This window comes from Paraflavisolibacter caeni, assembly GCF_025628885.1.
Taxonomy (GTDB): domain Bacteria; phylum Bacteroidota; class Bacteroidia; order Chitinophagales; family Chitinophagaceae; genus Flavisolibacter; species Flavisolibacter caeni.
The window spans coordinates 1-21,238 of record NZ_JAOTIF010000015.1 but is presented as its reverse complement, the minus strand read 5'-3'; the positions used below and the strand labels follow the sequence as shown (position 1 = coordinate 21,238).

Sequence of the window (21,238 nt, the reverse complement as noted above, 5' to 3'; positions counted from 1 at the left end):
ATCGTAGCCCCTTCGTTTTCAAATTCTCAAATTCTCAAATTTTCACATGCTTCCTTTACTACCTTTGCGCCGTTATGAATATTGCAGTTTTAAAATCAAAAGTGCACCGTGCGGTAATTACGGAAGCAAACTTACATTATGTTGGTAGCCTGACGCTGGACGAAGACCTAATGGATGCGGCCAATATGATCGAAAATGAAAAGGTGCAGATTGTGAACGTGAACAATGGCGAACGCATTGAAACCTATCTGATTAAAGGGAAAAGAGGGTCTGGTGTGTGCTGCCTTAATGGCCCGGCTGCCCGGAGAGGGATGACAGGAGATGTAATTGTAATTATATCTTACGCCTCAATGAGCTTTGAAGAAGCTAAAACTTTTAAGCCATGGATTGTTTTCCCTAAAGAGGGAAATAAACTCTAAGCAAACTATTGAATGTGAAATCCCTCCAAACCATACTGCAGTATCTTTTCTTTCTGGGCCTGGGAATTCTGTTCGTCTGGCTTACAATTAAAGATATCAACCAGGAACAATGGCAACACATAAAATTTTCAATTAAGAATGCAAGGTACGGGATGATAGCTCCGGTATTTGCCATGATTTTTTTAAGCCATTACAGCAGGGCGCTGCGCTGGAAAATTTTAATGAAACCATTGGGTTACACGCCTACAACCTTTAACACCTTTGCAGCCGTAATGATTGGCTACCTGGTGAATGCAGGGGTACCTCGTCTGGGCGAAGTGGTTAAATGCACCCTGCTCGCCCGCTATGAAAACGTTCGGGCAGATAAACTGATAGGAACGATCGTTGTCGAAAGAGCCGTCGATGTAGTTTGCCTGATGGTAGTGTTTATACTCGCACTGGCATTCCAGGGTCATATCATCGGTTCCTACACGGCGGATCTGTTTACAAGCTTTTTCGAGGACAAGGCAGGCCAGTTTTCAATCTTGAAATTGGCACTCTTCTTATTTGGCGTGGTAACATTTATAGCGCTTATTTATACTTTATTAAAACGCTTTGGCCACATAGATGCGGTGGCTAAAGTCAAGAAGATAATATTAGGCGTGCTGCTCGGGCTTAACAGCATCAGGCTCATAAAAAACAAAGGCCTCTTTATTTTTCATACGCTTTTCATTTGGACAATGTACCTGGCGAGCACCACAGCAGGCATTTACGCATTAAGGGAAACAGATCACTTGGGCATAGGTGCCGGATTAGCTACTTTAGGCATTGGCAGCATTGGTATGATCGTTACGCCGGGAGGCATTGGAGCTTACCCTTACCTGGTAACCAAGCTGATGTTGTTGTACCAAATATCCGAAGAAACAGGCACAGCCTTAGGATGGCTGCTTTGGTCAGCTCAAACGATCATTATCCTCTTTGGCGGCTTGATTTTAGCAGCGCTTTTCTCTTATCACAATAAAAACAAAAAAACAATTGCGCACAGGCAACACCATATTCCATAAGATTCTTTCTCCTCAGGAACTTCAAAGAAAACTGGCACAATGGCGGACAGCAGGTAAAACGATTTCCTTTACCAATGGCTGCTTCGATATCCTTCACGAAGGTCATATTGCATCCTTATCGGAAGCCGCCAAACATGCAGACCTTTTAATTATCGGCCTGAACGCCGATGCCTCAGTGAAAAGATTGAAAGGAGATGCCCGTCCCATTAATAATGAAAATTCCAGGGCCTTGATCCTCGCTTCCTTATCGATGGTAGACGCAGTGGTCATCTTTTCTGAGGATACCCCTCGCGATTTAATAGTAAACATCAAACCAGACTTTCTGGTAAAAGGTGGCGACTATAAAGTAGAAGATATTGCTGGCGCCAATGAAGTTCTGGAAGCTGGCGGAAAAGTGATCATTAACCCTATTATAGAAGGGTTTTCCACCACAGGAATCATTAAAAAACTGCAGGATCCTTGCTAAAGGTCCTGCATCCCCTTCTCCTTTGTCATATCCTTCAAATTCCTCTTTCTTCCCTTCCACAAGCCCGCGATTTTATATTTTACAATTTCCACCCCAACCTTATAGCTTACTCCATAGTTACTCCCTACCTACTTCGTACTTAAGCCGTACATCGGCCGTACCTAAGCCTAGGCTACTTCGACCATCTTTCGACTATGCTTCGATCTGAATGCAGCAAATGCTCATAAATAAGGGGAAATCAACCTACAGGCAGAACGCCCTAAAAAGCCCTGAACGAAGTCAAGGGAACTAAGCCTAAAGGTACAAAACCAACCCCCACCTGCCAAGTTTTGCCCCCCTCACTTTACCTTTCTCCCATTCGTCATTCATTTCCCTTCCCCTGCCAAACTTTTCAATTCATTAATTCATTTATGCATGGATGTCAGTAATTTAGACTAGCGATGAGAAGTTCGTAATTAGGAACCAGACGATTCCTATAAACTAGGCGACTCAATAAATAATAGAACACTTATGCCCGACCCGAAATCGAAACTTATTTCAAGAGACATCAGCTGGCTGTCTTTCAATGCTCGTGTATTACAGGAAGCAGCTGACCATTCCGTGCCACTCCGTGAACGAATACGCTTCCTGGGAATTTTTTCCAATAACCTGGATGAATTTTTCCGGGTACGTGTAGCTACGCTTAAACGTATGGCTCAGGTTGGAGGTAAAGCCAAATTGCAAATGCACCTTGAAGAAAACCCGGATAATATTTTACAGGAAATCCAAATGACGGTATTGAATCATCAGAGCGAATTCAACCGCATCTGGGAAGAAATCCTGGAAGAACTCAAAAAAGAAAAGATTTTCCTTGTTACAGAAAAAGACCTTAATGCTGAGCAACAGTCTTTTGTGCGAGACTTCTACGAGGAGGAAGTAAGTCCAAACGTAATACCCTTAATGATCGAAAACATCCCGACCTTCCCTTACCTGCGTGAAAAGTCGATTTACCTGGGTGTGGTCATGTGGATGCAGGATAGTGCCTTAAAAAGAAAATATGCATTCATTGAAGTACCTGCTAATGCCGTCGGCCGCTTTATCTTGCTCCCCTCACCTCCGGGAGAACACCACATAATTCTATTGGAAGATGTCATTCGCTTCAACCTTCCGGAGATCTTCAGCTACTTCGGATTTAACCGCTATCAGGCCAACATCTTCAAGGTTACCCGGGATGCTGAGTTTGATATTGATAGTGACATATCAACAACACTGATTCAACAACTGCAGAAAGCATTAAAAGGCCGGCGCAAAGGCAAAACTGTACGGTTTGTATATGATAAAGAAATGGACCCGGGTCTATTGGAATACCTGATCCAGCGAATGAATCTTACAAAACGTGACAACCTGATCCCGGGCGGTCGTATCCACAACTTCCGGCATTTCATGGAATTCCCCGAACAGGTGTTTAATGGTAAGGAAAATAAGCGAAAGCCATTCGACCACCCTCTGCTCCTCGAACAAAGAGTTACAGATGTGGTCATGGAAAGAGATATAATGCTCCATTTTCCATACCATGCATTTTATCCCGTGATCGACTTGCTCAAGGAAGCTGCCATTGATCCGGACGTTACCTCTATTAAAATTACTTGCTACCGCCTGGCCAGCCAATCTAAAATAATCAATGCCCTGGTCAATGCCGTTCGAAATGGCAAACAGGTAACAGTCATGCTTGAACTCCGGGCCCGATTTGATGAAGAAGCTAACCTTGCCTGGAAAGAAAGACTGGAAGATGAAGGTGTTAAGGTATTGATAGGCATTCCAAACATGAAAGTGCACGCAAAACTTTGTGTCATCCGGAAACGAGTTGGAGAAAAGATCATTCACTACGGATTTGTTAGCACTGGCAACCTGAATGAATCAACTGCAAAAATTTACGCCGACCATTGCCTCCTTACGTCCAACCGGAATATAATGGCAGATGCAAACCGTATTTTCAATTATGTAGAACACTACAAAACAGGGCTCCATTTTTTAAAAGCCTGTACCACGATCTCGCCAAGTCCTATGTACCTGCGCAAAGAAATCATGAAGCTTATTCAAACAGAGATTAAAAACGCCCGGCAAGGCAAAATAGCACAGATCATTGCAAAAATGAATTCCCTCTCAGATGAAGAGATCATCAATGCTTTATATGATGCCGCCAAAGCCGGCGTGGAAATCAAATTGATTATACGTGGAATCTTCTGTATGATGTCCCAAAATGACAAGTTTATCATTCCAGTAACGGCCATCAGCATTGTTGACCAATACCTGGAACATGCAAGGGTATGGGTATTCAATAATGGAGGAAATGAGAAAATATTCATTTCTTCTGCCGACTGGATGATCCGTAATCTTGATCACCGGGTAGAAGCTACATGTCCTATAATTGATGATAACATTAAAAAAGAACTAAAAGACATACTCAACATACAACTAAAAGACAATGTAAAGGCCCGCTGGCTCGACAACAAATTGAGTAATGAATATGTGCGTAATGAGAGTAGCCATAAGGTCCGGTCTCAAGTAGAAACATATCGTTATTTATACCAAAAAAACGTTTCAACCATTGAAGTTAGCAGCAATTGACATCGGCAGTAATGCTGCCCGCCTTTTGATATGTGATGCAATCACCAACGCTTCTGGCAAACAGGACTTCGTGAAAGTTGCCCTCGTTCGTGTTCCCCTTCGTTTGGGCTTTGATGTATTTGAATCAGGGAAGATTTCAGATAAGAAAATTGACATGATGATTAAAACCATCAAGTCGTATAAACTATTGATGGATGTTTATGATGTCCCTTATCTCAAAGCCTGTGCAACTTCCGCCATGCGTGATGCAGAAAATGCTAAAGAGATCATTGAAAAAATAAAAGCAGAAACAGGCATAGAAATTAAAGTGATCAGTGGGCAGGAAGAAGCCACTTTTATATATGAGAACCACATAGCCGACAACATGAGCAGCGATGAAACATACCTCTACATCGATGTTGGCGGTGGTAGTACCGAACTTACCTTTTTCACTGATGGCAAGCTGGCAGCTAAACAATCCTTTGATATTGGAACGATCCGTCTGCTGAAAAACCAGGTGGACGAAAAGTCATGGAACAAGATGAAAAATTTTATCAAGACAAAAACAGGCAAGTACCATCATATAACTGCTATTGGTTCAGGTGGCAATATCAACAAGGTATTTTCCCTTTCCAAACGCAAGGACGGCAAGCCCCTTAGCCTCAACTTATTAAAAGACTATTATAAAGACATGAGCAATCTTTCCGTTTTGCAACGTATGAGTTTATACAAATTGCGTGAGGACCGGGCTGATGTCATTGTGCCTGCTTTATCTATCTATCTCAATGTCATGCGTTGGGCCGATGCTAATGAAATATATGTTCCCAAAATTGGTCTTTCCGATGGATTGATCCATACATTATACAGTGAGGTAGCTAAAAAAGCGAAGGGTCACACCACTGCCTGATATTCATCAGGTATAAACACTTCTCGTCTTTATCTTCATATTTCATACTTACTTTTGTCCCCATGAGTGTTTCTTCTGAATTAAAACGGATAACAACCAATACGGTTCAAAAAATGAAAGCTTCAGGTCAAAAGATCTCGATGCTTACAGCATATGATTATTCTTTTGCCAAGCTTTTTGACCGCGCAGGCATTGATGTGATTTTGGTAGGCGACTCTGCCTCCAATGTTATGGCAGGTCATGAAACGACCCTACCCATAACGCTGGATCAAATGATTTACCACGCATCCTCTGTGATCCGGGGTGCGAATAGATGCCTGGTTGTGGTAGATCTGCCTTTTGGCTCTTACCAGTCCAACTCAGACATAGCCCTGGCTTCTGCCATCCGTATCATGAAGGAAACCGGTGCCCACGCCATTAAACTGGAAGGTGGAGAAGAAGTTTTAGATTCCGTTAAACGGATCATTTCTGCAGGTATCCCTGTAATGGGCCACCTGGGTCTTACTCCTCAGTCTATTTATAAATTTGGCACTTACAATGTACGGGCAAAAGAAGAAGCTGAAGCTGCTAAATTGAAAAAGGACGCCCTTCTGCTTGAAGAAGCTGGATGTTTTGCTGTTGTACTTGAAAAAATTCCAGCAATGCTAGCAAAAGAAGTGACCGAAAGCTTGCAAATTCCTACGATTGGCATTGGTGCCGGAAGATACTGCGATGGCCAGGTTTTGGTCATGCACGATATGCTGGGTATCAATGTGGAGTTTAAGCCTAGATTTTTACGCCAGTACCTCAGTTTGCATGAACAAATTGACCAGGCTGTTAAAAGCTATATTAACGACGTTAAAACCAAAGATTTTCCAAACGACGCAGAATCCTATTAATAAAAAGAACTTATCCTCTTACCTGGCCATTCCCCTTAATAATCCATTTCTCTGTAACCAGTTTCTCAAGGGCAAAAGGTCCACGGGCATGGAGCTTTTGGGTAGAGATACCGATCTCTGCTCCTAAACCAAACTCTTCGCCATCAGTAAACCGCGTAGAAGCATTGGCATAAACAGCTGCGGCATCTACTTCATGTAAAAACCGCTCACAGTTCTTTTTGTTCTCAGATACTATAGCCTCAGAATGACGCGTCGAATGCTCCTGGATGTGTTCCAAAGCTTCATCTATATCCTTAACCACTTTCACCGCACACTTCAAACTAAGAAACTCTCGGTCAAAATCTTCTGGATTCGCCTTTTGCAGATGAGGATAATCTTTCAGTAGCTTTTGTGCTTTGCTGTCCGCAAAAATCTCAACCTCATATTTTTCAAACATAGGTTGCAAACCTTTCAGGAACTGCGGTGCCACTGCATTGTCAACAAGCACTGTATCTACTGAATTGCATACCGAAGGACGCGAAACCTTTGCATTCACTACTATTTTCAGCGCCTTCTTTATATCGGCTTCCTTTTCTACATAAACATGACAAACACCAGCACCAGTTTCAATAACAGGCACGAGGCTGTTCTTGCGCACAAATTGAATAAGACTATCCGAACCACGTGGAATGATCACATCAACATACTTGGTGGCAGTAAACAACTCTTGCACTACCTCTCTTTCAGAAGGCAGCAGGGTAACACAATCAGGGCTAATACCCGCTTCTTTTAAAACGCCTTTAATGATCTTTACAGCAACTACATTCGTATTTTCCGCATCTTTACTCCCTTTCAGTAAACAGCCATTCATACTGCGCAGACAAAGAGCGGCAATATCAAAGGTTACATTGGGCCTTGACTCATAGATAGCTCCTACAATCCCGAGTGGAACAGTCACCTTCTGCAGCAGCAATCCATTATTCAACTTGCGCTTTTCCAAAACTTTACCAGTTGGATTTGGCAGCTTGCTGATCTGCCTTATAGCGTTTGCAATGTTCTTAATGCGCTGTTCATTTAAGAGCAACCTATCGACAAGAGGATCAGAGGGATCCTTCTTCTCAACATCCTTTTTATTGGCTCTTATTATTGCATTGCTGTTTCCTTCAACAGCATCAGCCAGGTCTTTTAATAATTTCTTCAACTGTGCATCGGTTGCATTGCGAAGCGAAACTGATGCCTTGTAAGTTTTTATAATAAGTGGTTCTATGGTTTTCATGATTCTGTTTACAAAGTTGATAATTCAAATTGGCTTTCCTAAACTCCCTCCACCAAAATACTTGATATAAATGATTTCAAATGTAAAAATCTAATAAATCAACCTTTTATATGGTTGATTTTAAAATATTCGGCTAATGCATCATTATATTTCATGAGCACAGATTCAAACAACCACGCATTTGCTTGCGTCTCTCTGATCAATAAATAATATTGCACTGCATCTTTTAGATCACTATCCTCCAGGCTTACCAACATCTTAACCATCCAGAAATTAATGACTTCTTGCGAATAGAACTGCTTCACTTGAGGCAAGGCTTCCTTTATAGTTTTTGCATTGTAAATATTGCTGAAGCGGGCATCTCGGGTTCCCTTTAGTAACGCCCCCATTGCAAGAGATATTTGCAGGTAAGGATACTGCTGTTGCAACTCATTGACATATGCCTTCGCTTTTTCTTCCACCCCTTCTAAAAGCAATGCTGTGCTGGTCTCATACATGCTGGCTACTACCATTGGATTGGTTGAGTGCGCATCTAAAACCTTAGCCAGATGATCAGAAAAAGCTTCTTCATCAACATCTTCACCCAACTGTTCTTCACCTTCTATCAATTCATCGTTTGCTGTATAAAAATCATCCATGATTTCCTGGTTCATTCCAGTGGGGAACTCAGCCTGGTCTAATAATTCATTCCATATATTGTCCCAGCGGTTTTCTTCTTCAGGCTTCAATTCAGTGATTTCTGCCGGCAATACTCTTGTCAGGCATTCAGCATTAATGATCACCTGCTCAGCCATGGTCCTTTGTTTTACCATTTCCGGGTTCATCAAATCAACCATCATCACGTTCTGGACATTTAAGGCGTCAATCTCTCCCAAAGGAATGTCATTCAGGCTTATTTGTTCTTCATCTTCGTCAAATGCGTTGTAATCAGTTTCACCCATTTCCACCTCATCCGGTTCTTTATCAAAATCTTCTCCAATGGTATAATAATAATTCCCTTCACCAGCTATTCTTTTCAATTTCGCAAGAACATCAGGATACTGGTTTCCGGATTGTACAATTAGATGCGGCTTACCATCTTCTGAACCTACAGAAATGTCTAAGAGAGGAATATCATCGGAATCTTCTTCCAATATAAACTTTGTAGTTTCAAACTCACGATGCGGTTGAATTTCATATTCCATCGCGAAATCGTGACCAGCATAAATGATGTTATGAGCCAGGTTGTAGTCTATTTCCGTAAATACCTGGTAAAATTCAGGACCATAGCGGTTCTCTACTTCATCTTCCGGCTCATTGAAAAAATAAAAGGTATCTTTTATACCCAGGCAAAGTAGGTCAACAAGATAAATGCCTACAGTAATATTTCCATTGTTATGCCTGCGCATAACAATGACATCAGCCATCTTGCTTTCTTCCCAGTCCTTATTCACCAGGCATTTAAATATAGGCAGACTTCTGGCTTTGGTTTCTATATACTTCTTGGGAGATAATTGCTGCATGGTTAACCTTTATTTAATTTTAATTGTAATTTGAATAACCAGAAGACTTTCCATTCGTAATCTCCTGCCTTGATCCCTCTTCAGCTCAAAACATAACAATATCATCAGCATGTGCAGCCAGGGTATTTTTCTTAGCTGTTTGCTCTGCTATCTCCGAAGCCCCCAGCCTAACCTTAGCCACACCAATTATCTGCTCCTCTTCATTGATTAATTGAACGACTTCTCCGGAAGAGAAACTTCCTTGCACATCACGGATACCAACTGCCAGCAGGCTTTTGCGGCTGAACAAAGCTTTTTCTGCGCCCTTATCCACCTGTATGCCGCCAAGTGTGATGGACCCACTTGCCAGCCATTTTTGCCTGGCTTTGAGATTTGACTTCTGTGCTTTAAAAGTAGTACCAGAATTTCCAGATAATGCGTCATGGAATGGTTTCGCTCCTTTTAATCCACTAATAATCACCTTGATACCTAATGATGTGGCCAACCGGGTGAAAGTAAGTTTAGACAACATCCCTCCTAACCCAAGACTGCTTTTTTCATTATTGACAAAGCCCATTATTTGAGTATCAATGGCATCGACAAACGGAATGATCTTTTTCTCGGCATCCATAAAACCACCCACAGAAGTACAAATGATCAGCGTTTCTGCATCAAATCCAATAGCAATGAGTGTTGCCAATTCATCATTATCAGAAAACTTTAATTCAACATTACTTACCAGGTCATTTTCATTCACTACGGGAAGAATGTCGTTTTCCCAGAATTCATGAAAAGTGTCTTTCAACTGCAAGAACTGGAACCGGTTTGAAAAGTGATGGCGTTCACATAAGGCTTGTGCCACAGTAATACCATACTTGGAAAAATGTTTATGATAAAGCTGTATCAGGATCGGGTTCCCTACTGCAGCTGCTGCTTTGCGCTCTATCAGCGAGCCCTTATAATTTTTAATAAAAGCTTTACCACTTCCTACAGCCCCACTTGAAACCATCACCACTCGGTACTTTGCTGACAATGCAGCTATTTCTGCTGCTAGCTTTTTAATGATTGCCTGGTCTATTGTTCCATCACTGGTGGTAATAACAGCCGAACCTAATTTAACAACCAAAACCGGTTTTTGCATGTAAGAAACTTTTTGAATGGGGTGCAAAAATACTTTTCCCTAAGGAAAGAAAAATGAATATTGGATTTCAGCAAGGAGAAAGCTATTGAATAATGATTCTATGAAGTAAATTTGTAATAACAAATTACTTCACTTAAACACCCCATTATGAAACCTAGACAGCAACTTGATTTAATGAACAAGATTATTAGGGAGTTGGAAGATTTAAAAAACAGTCAAACATCTGTGTTGAAAAAAATTGCTCAAATAGAAGCAGACAACATCAACCTGAATGAGGAAGCACTAAGCGATGCTTTACCTGAAATTCATGAAAGAGTAGACGATAGCATTCAAAAGGTTTCAGACCTTATTGATAAATGCCAGGCAAGCCGAAATACATTCGAACAGGACCACCAGAGCGAATTGGTAGAACCAACCTGATGCTCATCAATTACAACTTGCTGATGAATAATAGGTAAATGCCTACTTTCTTTCATTAGTCCCCCACTTGAGTACTTCCACCTTAACCTTTACCCTGCCCTCCTTTACCATTCCAAGCTTATGGGCTGCCCCCTTGGAAAGATCAATTATAACGCCTTCAGCAACATTTTCATCGGTTGGACCACGATCTATGATCCGCACATGCACAGTATCGCCTCCACCTTCAAGATTGGTAATTCGAGCTACAGTTCCTAATGGATAACTGGGATGTGCAGCCACCATTTCTTCTTTATCAAAGATTTCGCCACTGGCTGTCTCTTTGCCTTCAAAGGCACGACCATACCAGGATGCCAGTCCTGTCTTAGATTCTTTTACCTGCAAGCTATCAGCCACCGGGGTAGCCCTATTTTCGGATTTACAATTGGAAAGAAAAGCTACTGAAAGCAAAAAGAATATTGGAATAATAACTCCTTTTCTCCCCACCTTATATAAACATTGAATGCCCAATGCCATAAAACAGGATTTACTAAAAAGCATGTTGAAGTTGATAATTTGGCTAGGAAACGGTTACTGCTTACTTATCCATCTTAATACTTTGGCTATAGATGCAAGAAGACTGCCAAGTTTTCAGACTGATATTCAACAACTTACACTAAAACCCTCTCAAATCAGTACTTTTTACAGGCTATTTTCCATACACTCATGGCATTATTTGCCTTAGATGACAGTCTTAAAGATATTATCTGCAGTGGCATAGGTTATGCTATAAACACTAATGCAAGTTTAAAAAGTGAAACAAAGAAGCTTTTGACTTTTTAAGTACTGACGGATCCTTAGATTTTTATTGTTCAGACAATTAAAACATTGCTATGGAAACAAAAACAAATAAATCTTTTTCAGAAGTTATAAATGGAGATAAGCCTGTTTTGGTTGACTTTTTTGCAGAATGGTGCGGCCCTTGTAAAATGATGCCGCCCATCTTAAAAGAGTTAAAACAAATGGCAGGAGATGATCTTACTATATTAAAAATTGACGTAGACAGAAACCCTGCGGTAGCTTCATCTTTAGCAATACAGGGCGTTCCTACATTAATTTTGTTTAAAAATGGACAGATTAAATGGAGACAATCTGGTGTGGTTCGCGCCCAGCAGCTATATCAGGTTATAAAACAGTTTTCCTGAAATAAATTCTCTTAAATAAAACAATATGAAATCCTTCAAGTTTCACATAGTTCTTATTCTTACGGTCTTGATATGCTCTTTAACGCCTGTTCTATCCTCAGCTCAGCATATTGCCGATTCCAGCAAAAAGGTAAATGTCATAAGTCAGAAGAAGTTCAAGCGCCAGATGAATAAGGAGAATGTAGTGATCCTGGATGTACGAACTCCTGAAGAATATAATTCAGGGAATATACCTGGATCTATTTTGATCAACTATAAGGACAGCACCTTTGCCAAACAGGTGAATGCTCTTGACAAAAACAAGCACTACCTGGTATATTGCAAAAGTGGTAATCGCTCCAACAAAGCCACCCAATATATGCTGAGCAACGGCTTCAAAAGAGTTGACCAATTAGAAAATGGTTATGCTAAATGGGAAAAATCAAGCGGTAAATCCTCTAATTAGAAAACTATTCTACATAAGGATCAGATACGGCAATTGCTCCAGCAACCCTACCTGATCCTTTTATTCATGCGCATTAGAAAACGTCCAATAATATATCCTCCTAAGATTTAGGCCGCAATTTCCATCTCCAATTATCTACCGCAACCCCATGGCCATTCAGATCGCTTTTGACCTGTTTTGTCCCCTGCATCTGCTATTTCTCATTCGAATCATTCAACATTCCCTTCTCCTCGTTACTCCGCCCTACTAACTCCCTACTTACACCGTACCTACGCCCTATCTAAGCCTACCTGAGCCTATCAGTTTCTGCGCTATCAGTCTGGTATTTAATTACCTCAGCATCCCAAATCCCCCCTAATCTACTCTCTTTTACATAGCTGGAGTAGGTTTGGTGTATAGATCAAGCACACTTCAAGCATACTTCAAGTATACTTAGTGCACGAAACAGATTTCACCCCCTCCCTGCTCCCCTAACCCTTGAGCCGTACTTGAGCCGTACATTAGCCGTATCTTAGCCGTACTTGAGCCTAGAAAACCATTTATCGCCCAACCAATACCCTAATATCCCAATATCCAACATTCCCTTCATTTACAGATACCTGATTCCTTTTCACCCTTTTATGAATTCCTCAGAATACCGGTACCCCAATCCATCTACCTGACTATTCCTGCATACAAACATCCTATTCTCCCAATCTCCAGATCAACATTATTCTTCTTTGGTTGCACCTTGGAGCAAACGTTCTTCAATAATCTTCTTGAATGCATTTTTAGGAATAGCACCCTTCTGTATCATTGGAGTGCCTTGAACAGGAATAAATAAAAAGGTAGGAATACTTTGTATTCCGAATAATTGAGATAATTCAGATTCTTTGTCAGTATCAATTTTATAGATCATCAACTTGCCATTATACTCAGTTGCCAGTTCATCCAATACAGGAGCAACACTCCTGCAAGGTCCACACCAATCTGCATAAAAATCAATGATAGCAGGTAGCTGTCCCTTATACTCCCATTCACTTGCCTGCTCATAATCAAATATTTGATCCTTGAATTCCTGGGCGGTCATATTAATTGTTGCCATAATGGTTACTTCACGAAGAATATGCCAGAAAAGCAAAAGCCATTTAAAGGGTGTTTAAATGGCTTTACGGTAGTAATAAATTCAGGAAATGATGCCATAACTAAAGTTTTTGACCTACGAACCTCAACACAGCCCCCCTCCCTTGATAAAATGCTCCCTCATTGATAACAGTCTCTTTCTCACGGATATGTAATAAATACAAATGTTGAAAATCATTACAGATGCCTGGAGCATCATAAAGTATTGCGTTATCCTTTGGCCCTCCCGTAGCAAAATTGAGTTGATCTTTGGCAAAAGCTTCCAATACGAGAATGCCACCCGATTTCAGGCACTTGCAAATTTCCTTATGAAACCCCATTCTGATCCGCTCCGGAAGGTTTACGTAAAACAAGCCAACCGCATCGTATTGTTTGACTGCCTTAAACTTTTTCAAGTCAAGTACCTCGTAGTTAATTTGAACACCCCTTTCGGCTGCCTCTTGCAAAACCTTTGCTTTAATAAGCTCACTGGAACCAAATGCATCAACCTGCCAGCCTTTGGAAGCTGCATAAATCGCATTCCTGCCATCACTTTCGGCCGGCAATAAAATACTACCAGGTTTAGTAGTGTTGATGAAACGTTTAAAGAACCTGTTTGGTTCAATATCATAATCTATTGTTTGGGAAGCAAATCGTTCGTTCCAGAACTCTTTCATGATTTCTGAATTTGTTGTTTGCAATTTGACAAAAGAAAATTGCTTTAACAATGATTTTAATCAAAGGAGATTACTCATTTTCAAAGTCTGGTTTATTATTCATTCCCTATTTCAATTCTTTATCTTGTCCTCTCCTGCCAATTTGACAAGCAGCCCTCTTTTGGAACAAGCCTTGATAGGTAAGGCTTCTAAAGCAAAACCAATTAACTTTTTACAATATGGTACAAGAAAAAGGAACGATTTCGATCCATACAGAGAATATTTTCCCAATTATCAAAAAATTCCTCTACTCAGACCATGAGATTTTTCTTCGCGAATTAGTCTCCAATGCAGTAGATGCCACCCAAAAAATAAAGCGTCTGGCAGCTTTAAGCCATTACACTGGTGACTTGGGTGATCTGAAAGTGGAAGTTTCTTTAAATGAAGAGGCTAAAACCATCACCATTTCAGATAATGGTATTGGAATGACCGCTGAAGAAATTAAAAAGTACATCAACCAAATAGCTTTCTCCGGTGCTACAGAGTTCATGGAGAAGTTCAAGGAAGCCAAAGACGCTAATGAGATTATTGGCAAATTTGGTCTTGGTTTTTACTCGGCTTTCATGGTGTCAGACAAAGTGGAAATTCAAACACTTTCTTTCCAGGAAGGATCAGAACCTGCCAAATGGGTTTGTGACGGAAGCACTGAATTTGAAATAACAGAAGGCTCCCGTACCCATAGAGGTACTGATGTTATTCTGTATATTAACCAGGAAAACGAAGAGTTCCTTCAGAAATATAAACTCCAGGAGATTTTAGAAAAGTACGGACGCTTTTTGCCTGTACCCATCAAATTTGGTACAAAAACAGAGCAGGAGCCAGATGGCGAGGATGCTGATGGCAAACCAAAGTACAAATCGGTTGAAGTTGACAATATCATCAACAATACCACTCCAATTTGGACCAAGTCTCCTTCTGAATTAAAAGATGAAGATTACCTGGAGTTCTACAAACAACTGTATCCTTTCTCAGAAGATCCTCTTTTTTGGATCCATCTGAATGTGGACTATCCATTCAACCTGACCGGGGTTCTTTATTTCCCCAAGGTAAAGAACGACTTCGATCCTCAACGCAACAAAATTAAACTCTTCTCCCGCCAGGTATTTATTACCGATGAGGTAAAGGATATCGTTCCAGAGTTTTTGATGTTGTTACATGGTGTTATCGACTCTCCGGACATTCCTTTGAATGTTAGCCGTAGCTTTTTACAGGCCGATAGCAATGTTAAAAAGATCAATAGCTACATCACTCGCAAGGTGGCAGATAAATTGTCCGAGCACTTTAAGAAAGACCGCAAAGCCTATGAAGAAAAGTGGAATGACATAGGACTCTTTGTTAAATACGGAATGATCAGTGATGAAAAGTTCTATGATAAGGCTAAGGAATTCGCTCTTTTAACGAATACAAAAGGTGAGCACTTTACTTTGGAAGAGTACAAGGAGAAAGTAGCTCCTTTGCAAACCAATAAAGAGGGCAATCTTGTTTACCTGTACACCATAGATGCAGCGAAGCAGGATAGCTATATACAAGCCGCACACAAGAAAGAGTATGATGTTTTGGTCATGAACTCGCCTATTGACAATCACTTTATCCATCACCTCGAAATGAAGCAGGAAAAGACCTCATGGAAACGGGTAGATGCTGATGTTGTAGAAAAGCTCATAGAGAAAGATGAAAATCTGTCGCACGTATTAACGGAAGAAGAAACAGGCAAGCTGAAGACGATATTTGAAATGGCCATCAACAAGCCGGAGATGAAAGTGGAAATTGAAGCCCTGAATCCCGATGCAATGCCGGTAACTGTAACTATGGAAGAATGGATGCGCCGCATGAAAGATATGGCACGCTTAGGTGGCGGAGGAATGGGCTTCTATGGCTCACTTCCTGACAGCTATAAAGTAGCCATCAATGGTAATCATAAATTGATTGACCGCATTCTCAAAACTGAAGGTGAAGAACAACAGGTGCAGCTTGCCCGCCAGGCTTATGACCTGGCATTACTTTCTCAAGGTATGCTTACAGGTGCAGACCTGACCAACTTTGTAAACAGGAGTGTTCAGATGATTTAATAGATTTAGAACTATAAAAATGAAGCCCGAAGTAAATATCACCTTCGGGCTTTTTTATTAAATGAAATATCTAGGTATTCCCTATAGTTAAATGCTTAAATCTACTTTCTCCATTACTGTCCGAAAAACGAATCAAGATCCAGGCTACTTTGCAGATCATTCTTACACAGTTGCAACATAATAGATCCAATACTTTCATTGCTAAATACCATTTGAGCATTCTTCACTTCTACAGCAGCCGCTTCAAGAGCTTTCTGGTGGTATTGCCTGACAACACTTTTCCCTGCTACCAACCGCGCAAATGACTGAAGATATGGATTATCAGAATGAGCTATTTCTTCATAACTTAGAGGCTTCAGTTCATGGGCGGCAGCCTGCATAATTTGGTAATTATTGCTACTTAAATTCTTCTCTGCGATGGAATGGAACCTGTCGCCAATTCGTAAAGCAAAAATGGTAAGTATAAGACTATCCAGAAACTCGTAATTAATTTCGTTTACTTCTACATTCCGGAAAGTATAAATTCCTTCCATGCCAGAAATTAATAACAAAGGATTGATGCCGTAATCTTTTGCCTTTTCATTGATTGTTTGTAAAAACACTTGTTCATTCATGAAGAGAAATGCCGGTTGTTTAAGTCATTGCGTGACCTTGACCGCGCTCAAATATAACGCTCAAATTCTAGTTAAATTATATTAGAGAAGGGCTATCACCTATTTCCTCCATGTCTACCATCATTGCCACTACTGTAATTCATATTAATTAATTACATGGCATAAGAACTTTGCCATCTCAATTACCTGTTAACTGATTTATTCATAACGATACCTCCAGGTTACCTGACCCTATTTGCGGCTGTTTCTTTTTTTACCTGTAATTTATAACGCATGATCACGTCACCCTTGTAAATGATGTGTAACCATTGATCTGCATCATTCTCAACGGTATAAGTGTAACTTAACTTGTTACCTGTTTTCAATGTACCAGGTTTAGCAAAAAGCCAAAGGGCTGAAATAAGGGTGGGGTCAGATAGATTTCCAGAAGCAACAACCAAGTCGCCCTTTGGATCATCTGTCTCTATTTCAAATTCGAGCTTTTCACCAATTGAAGCTTCTATGATCCCATTGGAAGGTTTGTATGATAAGATATTATGTTTGATGAATGCAGACGGTTTAAAAGGCGAATGATTAAATTCTCTTAAGGTTGGAGGTTCAGGCAGCAGTGTCCATTTCAAATCTTCAGGAAAATGATCCTGAATGAATTGAGCAGGCGACGTTAAAAAATAGCTCTCATCAAAGTGTTTTATATAGTCACCACTAAAGCTTATAAATCCACTAGCCCATGTAACGTCCAGTAAATGCCATGAGCTATCGAAATAAACTGCATTCCAGGTGTGATTTGAACGGAACTTCATCCCTCCTCTGTTATCCCCTCTTGCAAAGCCAATGATTATTTCGGAACGGATACCTACTATGTCACAAAGGGCTTTGAAAAGCCGGGAATAACCATCACAGACCGCTTCCCTTTTCCGAAGCACATTCTCAGCTACCCGCATCTCCAAAGATTTCAGTGCGCCAGTATCTTCACTAAAATCATAAACATCATTTTTTACCGGAAAAACCCTTTTAAAACGAGGGTTGGTTTTGTAAGCAATGTTTTCAGTAATCCAACGAAATATAGCCCTTACTTTTTCCAAATCCTTTGAATAAGGAGCTACCAGCTTCAGAGCCAAAGTATCGGGAGTTAATGCATCAATAGAAAGAACCCGGTAATCAATAGCTGAAAAGTCCGTACGCTGCCTTTGAGCAAAAGACAAGTTTGTAAAGAATACCAATAATATGCACACCAGCATTCTCATGAGGCTCCTATCTCCTGTTTCTTTACCTTCTACCAGAATTGCATTTAATTACCTGAATGTTTATCCAGACAGTATAACAATTTACAAAATTACCCTGGGATTAAAATTATGATGATTAAACAGGAGGAATGCCTTTTTGCATCAAGATAAATGACAATGGAGTTGAAAGTAAATTTCTTAAATAAGGAAGTAAAGTCTTCTTCTTTGGTACCTGTTAGAAAAAATAAAGGCCGGATAGAAATCCAGCCTCGTGTAAAATCCAATATCCTATGAAAAACCAAGTCAAAGATGCAAATGAAAAATGGAATTTCAAAGCTTTTATCCAAAATAATTTTTTTTTATACGTAAAAAAGAAAGAGGTCACGTTTTTTAAACGCGACCTCTTTCTTTTATTACTAAAATCAGAAAACTAAGATAAGAGTTTTTACTTACTTTTTCATGTACATTACTTCCTTCACCAGCTTTACTGTGCGTGGTACATCGGGTAATGCTGCTGCCACCAAATTAGGCGCATAGTGAAGAGGGGCATCAGCCGCAGTGATACGGCGGATCGGAGCATCTAAATAATCGAAGCCTTCCTTTTGAATGCGATAAGCGATTTCTGATGAAACAGAAGCGAACGGCCATTCTTCGTCGATGATCACAAGGCGGTTTGTCTTCTTCACGCTTTCTAAGATGGTCATCCAATCAAGAGGACGAATTGTACGCAGGTCAATCACTTCTGCGCTCACACCTTCTTTTTCCAATTCAGCAGCCGCACCGAGTGCAACTTTCATCATTTTATTGAAAGCAACGATCGTAACATCGCGACCTTGCCTTTTAATATCAGCTTTTCCAAGTTCGATGTAATATTCCTCATCGGGAATCTCGCTTTTCTCGCCATACATCAATTCACTTTCCATGAACATCACCGGATCTTCCTCGTAACGGATAGCCTGTTTCAGCAAGCCCTTTGCGTCATAACCATTGCTGGGCGAAACCACTTTAATACCAGGTATGTTGGCATACAATCCTTCAAACGCTGTAGAGTGTTGGGCTCCTAACTGACCAGCAGAGGCATTACCTCCACGGAAAACGATAGGGCAGGAAATCTGTCCACCGCTCATTGCCAGCATTTTTGAGGCAGTGTTCAAGATCTGGTCTAATGCCAGAACTGCGAAGTTCCAGGTCATAAACTCCACAATTGGACGCAGGCCTTTTTGTGCTGCGCCAACACCAATGGCAGTAAATCCTAGTTCTGAAATCGGTGTATCTAAAATCCGGCGGGGGCCAAATTCAGCCAGCATACCCTGGCTTACCTTATAGGCACCATTATATTCAGCAACTTCTTCTCCCATCAGAAAAACGCGGTCATCACGACGCATTTCTTCACTCATTGCTTCACGTAAGGCTTCACGAAATGGAATTAATCTCATGCAGGAAAGTTTAAAATAAGCGGCTGCAAAATTAGAGGAGCAGGTCGATAAAACCTAATACAAACTAAATTCATTTAATCTGGCTCAATAATTTATATGAGAAAAAGATGAATCATACCCAGATTGTAGGCATCATAGCAGGTATTATTGCCACTAATTCCTTTTCCGTGCTGGTCAATATTACTATTATGATATTCAGAATCAAATACAACGGAACGAAGTAAAGGCAATGACGAACCTCTATTCTTGTAATATGCTTACAATTTTTCAAGAATCAAGGCACTGGCCCCTCCTCCCCCATTGCAAATTCCAGCCATTCCATAGCGAGCATTGTTATGTTGTAAAATTGAAGTCAAGGTGACACTAATCCTTGCTCCGCTACATCCAATCGGGTGCCCCAGAGCTACAGCACCACCCCATACATTTAACTTATCGGTAGGGATATTCAGTTCCCTGGCATTTATAATGGCGACGCAGCTAAAAGCTTCATTTACCTCGAAAAAGTCGATATCATTAACTTTTAAACCGCTTTTATCTAAAGCCCTTTGCATGGCTTTAACGGGGGTGGTAGTAAACCATTCAGGCGCCTGAGACGCATCAGCAAAAGAAACAATACGAGCCAGCGGCTTTAAACCCAACTCCTTTAATTTCTCTTCACTTACCAATACAACAGCAGCAGCGCCGTCATTTATTTTGGAAGCATTGGCTGCTGTAATGGTGCCTTCCTTAGCAAAAGCTGGCTTTAAAGCCCCCATTTTATCAAAATTGGCCTTTTTGTATTCTTCATCTTCGACCACTATAACGGAGTCTTTACCTGGTATTTCAACCGGAACGACCTCTTTTTTAAAAAGGTATTCCTGCCATGCCTTTTGCGCCCTGGTATAGCTTTCTTTAGCAAAATTGTCCTGGTCCTGACGGGTAATATTGTAAGTAGTACTGCACAATTCGCCTGCATTGCCCATATGGTAATCCTTGTACGGGTCCCACAAGCCATCCCGGATGATACCATCGATGATCTTGTCGTGCCCAAGCCGGTATCCATTGCGGGCTTTTTCCAGGTAATAAGGGATATTGCTCATGCTTTCCATGCCTCCCGCCACTACAATGTCATTGTCGCCGCATAATATGGACTGAGCGCCTAAAGTAATAGCTTTCATGCCGCTGGCGCAAACCTTATTAATGGTTGTACAATTTACTGTTGTAGGAATACCTGCATAGATGGATGCTTGTTGGGCGGGGGCCTGCCCCAGATTTGCACTTACGACATTTCCCATAAAAACTTCCTGCACCTGTTCTGGTGCTACTCCTGCTCTATCTAGAGCAGCCTTGATTACTATTGCGCCTAATTGGGTTGCAGGAACAGAAGCCAAAGCTCCATTCAAACTACCGATTGGTGTACGGGCTATACTAGCTAAATAAACTGATTTGGACATAAAGCAACCGTTTTACTCTAAGTTATGGCAAAGTTGGGAGATGGACGTAGGGAGCTTGGTGGGGAGTTAATATTGAGGATATTGAGATTTCGGATATGGGATTTCGGATTTCGGGAGGCTGATGTAATCAAGTGCCAGGCTGGTAGAGCAGATATGGCTTAGATACAGAGTTAGTACGGAGTAGACAGGGAGTTCCTATGGAGTTACACTGCAGTATGGTCTCTATAAGGTCTCTATAACATCTCTATAAGGTCTCTGTAAGGTCTCTATAAGGTCTCCTATGTTTGTTTTTTGAAGCAGTATTTTTTGAGAGGAGTCGGGAAGGTCTGGGTAGTTTTGAGTCCATCAGTGAAAAAGGGTGAGCGTACAATTTAGGTCTAAGTAACCCCTGAGGGTATACTGTTATAGAGATTTTACCTCCCCT

The 21,238-nt window shown here is 40.9% G+C and carries 20 protein-coding genes; 10 read left to right on the top strand and 10 right to left on the bottom strand.

Annotated elements, in window-relative coordinates; translation table 11 throughout:
• The first annotated feature begins 74 nt into the window (after window positions 1–74).
• The 6 genes from panD to panB all read left to right on the top strand — a co-directional run bounded on the left by panD (window position 75) and on the right by panB (window position 6,299).
• Window positions 75–419, top strand: coding sequence for an aspartate 1-decarboxylase (gene panD / locus OCK74_RS16640; RefSeq protein WP_279298190.1), 345 nt, complete (start codon window positions 75–77; stop codon window positions 417–419).
• A gap of 14 nt (window positions 420–433) precedes the next feature.
• Window positions 434–1,462 carry a lysylphosphatidylglycerol synthase transmembrane domain-containing protein gene (locus tag OCK74_RS16635; RefSeq protein WP_279298189.1) on the top strand — a complete coding sequence of 343 codons (1,029 nt, stop codon included), beginning with the start codon at window positions 434–436 and terminating at the stop codon, window positions 1,460–1,462.
• Entirely contained in the window at window positions 1,434–1,928 is a 495-nt protein-coding gene (gene rfaE2 / locus OCK74_RS16630; RefSeq protein ID WP_279298188.1) for a D-glycero-beta-D-manno-heptose 1-phosphate adenylyltransferase, read from the top strand. Before OCK74_RS16635 ends, rfaE2 begins: the two co-directional genes overlap by 29 nt.
• A gap of 510 nt (window positions 1,929–2,438) precedes the next feature.
• Window positions 2,439–4,535: a polyphosphate kinase 1 gene (ppk1, locus tag OCK74_RS16625; protein ID WP_279298187.1), complete on the top strand. Its 2,097-nt coding sequence runs from the start codon at window positions 2,439–2,441 to the stop codon at window positions 4,533–4,535.
• Window positions 4,516–5,421, top strand: coding sequence for a Ppx/GppA phosphatase family protein (locus tag OCK74_RS16620; protein ID WP_279298186.1), 906 nt, complete (start codon window positions 4,516–4,518; stop codon window positions 5,419–5,421). Before ppk1 ends, OCK74_RS16620 begins: the two co-directional genes overlap by 20 nt.
• 62 nt (window positions 5,422–5,483) lie before the next feature.
• Entirely contained in the window at window positions 5,484–6,299 is an 816-nt protein-coding gene (gene panB, locus OCK74_RS16615; protein WP_279298185.1) for a 3-methyl-2-oxobutanoate hydroxymethyltransferase, read from the top strand.
• A gap of 10 nt (window positions 6,300–6,309) precedes the next feature.
• On the opposite strand, the gene OCK74_RS16610 is transcribed toward panB, so the two are convergent.
• The 3 genes from OCK74_RS16610 to proB all read right to left on the bottom strand — a co-directional run bounded on the left by OCK74_RS16610 (window position 6,310) and on the right by proB (window position 10,176).
• On the bottom strand, window positions 6,310–7,554 hold the full coding sequence (locus OCK74_RS16610) for a glutamate-5-semialdehyde dehydrogenase (protein ID WP_279298184.1): 1,245 nt from the start codon (window positions 7,552–7,554) through the stop codon (window positions 6,310–6,312).
• A 98-nt stretch (window positions 7,555–7,652) separates the two neighbouring features.
• On the bottom strand, window positions 7,653–9,056 hold the full coding sequence (locus tag OCK74_RS16605; protein WP_279298183.1) for a hypothetical protein: 1,404 nt from the start codon (window positions 9,054–9,056) through the stop codon (window positions 7,653–7,655).
• A gap of 85 nt (window positions 9,057–9,141) precedes the next feature.
• Window positions 9,142–10,176, bottom strand: coding sequence for a glutamate 5-kinase (proB, locus tag OCK74_RS16600; protein WP_279298182.1), 1,035 nt, complete (start codon window positions 10,174–10,176; stop codon window positions 9,142–9,144).
• Between the two features lie 147 nt (window positions 10,177–10,323).
• Here proB and OCK74_RS16595 point away from each other — a divergent pair, with 147 nt between their 5' ends.
• A complete protein-coding gene (locus OCK74_RS16595) occupies window positions 10,324–10,596 on the top strand; it encodes a hypothetical protein (RefSeq protein WP_279298181.1) in 273 nt (90 codons plus the stop codon).
• Window positions 10,597–10,638: 42 nt separating this feature from the next.
• On the opposite strand, the gene OCK74_RS16590 is transcribed toward OCK74_RS16595, so the two are convergent.
• Window positions 10,639–11,109 (bottom strand): septal ring lytic transglycosylase RlpA family protein, encoded by a 471-nt coding sequence (locus tag OCK74_RS16590; protein WP_279298180.1) that lies wholly within the window; start codon window positions 11,107–11,109, stop codon window positions 10,639–10,641.
• A 356-nt stretch (window positions 11,110–11,465) separates the two neighbouring features.
• On the opposite strand from OCK74_RS16590, the gene trxA (OCK74_RS16585) reads away from it, so the two are divergent.
• A complete protein-coding gene (gene trxA / locus OCK74_RS16585; RefSeq protein WP_279298179.1) occupies window positions 11,466–11,777 on the top strand; it encodes a thioredoxin in 312 nt (103 codons plus the stop codon).
• 25 nt (window positions 11,778–11,802) lie between these two features.
• Entirely contained in the window at window positions 11,803–12,222 is a 420-nt protein-coding gene (locus tag OCK74_RS16580; RefSeq protein ID WP_279298178.1) for a rhodanese-like domain-containing protein, read from the top strand.
• 709 nt (window positions 12,223–12,931) lie between these two features.
• Here OCK74_RS16580 and trxA (OCK74_RS16575) read toward each other — a convergent pair.
• Both trxA (OCK74_RS16575) and OCK74_RS16570 read right to left on the bottom strand, forming a co-directional pair.
• A complete protein-coding gene (trxA, locus tag OCK74_RS16575; RefSeq protein WP_279298177.1) occupies window positions 12,932–13,306 on the bottom strand; it encodes a thioredoxin in 375 nt (124 codons plus the stop codon).
• A 100-nt stretch (window positions 13,307–13,406) separates the two neighbouring features.
• Window positions 13,407–14,000 carry a class I SAM-dependent methyltransferase gene (locus tag OCK74_RS16570; RefSeq protein WP_279298176.1) on the bottom strand — a complete coding sequence of 198 codons (594 nt, stop codon included), beginning with the start codon at window positions 13,998–14,000 and terminating at the stop codon, window positions 13,407–13,409.
• A 218-nt stretch (window positions 14,001–14,218) separates the two neighbouring features.
• Here OCK74_RS16570 and htpG point away from each other — a divergent pair, with 218 nt between their 5' ends.
• Window positions 14,219–16,108 carry a molecular chaperone HtpG gene (htpG, locus tag OCK74_RS16565; protein WP_279298175.1) on the top strand — a complete coding sequence of 630 codons (1,890 nt, stop codon included), beginning with the start codon at window positions 14,219–14,221 and terminating at the stop codon, window positions 16,106–16,108.
• Window positions 16,109–16,221: 113 nt separating this feature from the next.
• On the opposite strand, the gene OCK74_RS16560 is transcribed toward htpG, so the two are convergent.
• The 4 genes from OCK74_RS16560 to OCK74_RS16545 all read right to left on the bottom strand — a co-directional run bounded on the left by OCK74_RS16560 (window position 16,222) and on the right by OCK74_RS16545 (window position 20,814).
• Complete coding sequence (locus tag OCK74_RS16560) at window positions 16,222–16,722, bottom strand: hypothetical protein (protein WP_279298174.1); 501 nt, start codon at window positions 16,720–16,722, stop codon at window positions 16,222–16,224.
• Window positions 16,723–16,943: 221 nt separating this feature from the next.
• Window positions 16,944–17,966 (bottom strand): transglutaminase domain-containing protein, encoded by a 1,023-nt coding sequence (locus tag OCK74_RS16555; protein ID WP_279298173.1) that lies wholly within the window; start codon window positions 17,964–17,966, stop codon window positions 16,944–16,946.
• A 428-nt stretch (window positions 17,967–18,394) separates the two neighbouring features.
• A complete protein-coding gene (locus tag OCK74_RS16550) occupies window positions 18,395–19,381 on the bottom strand; it encodes a pyruvate dehydrogenase complex E1 component subunit beta (protein WP_279298172.1) in 987 nt (328 codons plus the stop codon).
• 257 nt (window positions 19,382–19,638) lie between these two features.
• Window positions 19,639–20,814 carry an acetyl-CoA C-acyltransferase gene (locus tag OCK74_RS16545; protein ID WP_279298171.1) on the bottom strand — a complete coding sequence of 392 codons (1,176 nt, stop codon included), beginning with the start codon at window positions 20,812–20,814 and terminating at the stop codon, window positions 19,639–19,641.
• Window positions 20,815–21,238: the final 424 nt, after the last annotated feature.

Bases quoted from the DNA above. Each gene is read 5' to 3' on its own strand.
- panD (WP_279298190.1), top strand. From the start codon at position 75: ATGAATATTGCAGTTTTAAAATCAAAAGTGCACCGTGCGGTAATTACG.
- ppk1 (WP_279298187.1), top strand. From the start codon at position 2,439: ATGCCCGACCCGAAATCGAAACTTATTTCAAGAGACATCAGCTGGCTG.
- panB (WP_279298185.1), top strand. From the start codon at position 5,484: ATGAGTGTTTCTTCTGAATTAAAACGGATAACAACCAATACGGTTCAA.
- OCK74_RS16610 (WP_279298184.1), bottom strand. From the start codon at position 7,554: ATGAAAACCATAGAACCACTTATTATAAAAACTTACAAGGCATCAGTT.
- OCK74_RS16605 (WP_279298183.1), bottom strand. From the start codon at position 9,056: ATGCAGCAATTATCTCCCAAGAAGTATATAGAAACCAAAGCCAGAAGT.
- proB (WP_279298182.1), bottom strand. From the start codon at position 10,176: ATGCAAAAACCGGTTTTGGTTGTTAAATTAGGTTCGGCTGTTATTACC.
- OCK74_RS16595 (WP_279298181.1), top strand. From the start codon at position 10,324: ATGAAACCTAGACAGCAACTTGATTTAATGAACAAGATTATTAGGGAG.
- OCK74_RS16590 (WP_279298180.1), bottom strand. From the start codon at position 11,109: ATGGCATTGGGCATTCAATGTTTATATAAGGTGGGGAGAAAAGGAGTT.
- trxA (WP_279298179.1), top strand. From the start codon at position 11,466: ATGGAAACAAAAACAAATAAATCTTTTTCAGAAGTTATAAATGGAGAT.
- OCK74_RS16580 (WP_279298178.1), top strand. From the start codon at position 11,803: ATGAAATCCTTCAAGTTTCACATAGTTCTTATTCTTACGGTCTTGATA.
- trxA (WP_279298177.1), bottom strand. From the start codon at position 13,306: ATGGCAACAATTAATATGACCGCCCAGGAATTCAAGGATCAAATATTT.
- OCK74_RS16570 (WP_279298176.1), bottom strand. From the start codon at position 14,000: ATGAAAGAGTTCTGGAACGAACGATTTGCTTCCCAAACAATAGATTAT.
- htpG (WP_279298175.1), top strand. From the start codon at position 14,219: ATGGTACAAGAAAAAGGAACGATTTCGATCCATACAGAGAATATTTTC.
- OCK74_RS16560 (WP_279298174.1), bottom strand. From the start codon at position 16,722: ATGAATGAACAAGTGTTTTTACAAACAATCAATGAAAAGGCAAAAGAT.
- OCK74_RS16555 (WP_279298173.1), bottom strand. From the start codon at position 17,966: ATGAGAATGCTGGTGTGCATATTATTGGTATTCTTTACAAACTTGTCT.
- OCK74_RS16550 (WP_279298172.1), bottom strand. From the start codon at position 19,381: ATGAGATTAATTCCATTTCGTGAAGCCTTACGTGAAGCAATGAGTGAA.
- OCK74_RS16545 (WP_279298171.1), bottom strand. From the start codon at position 20,814: ATGTCCAAATCAGTTTATTTAGCTAGTATAGCCCGTACACCAATCGGT.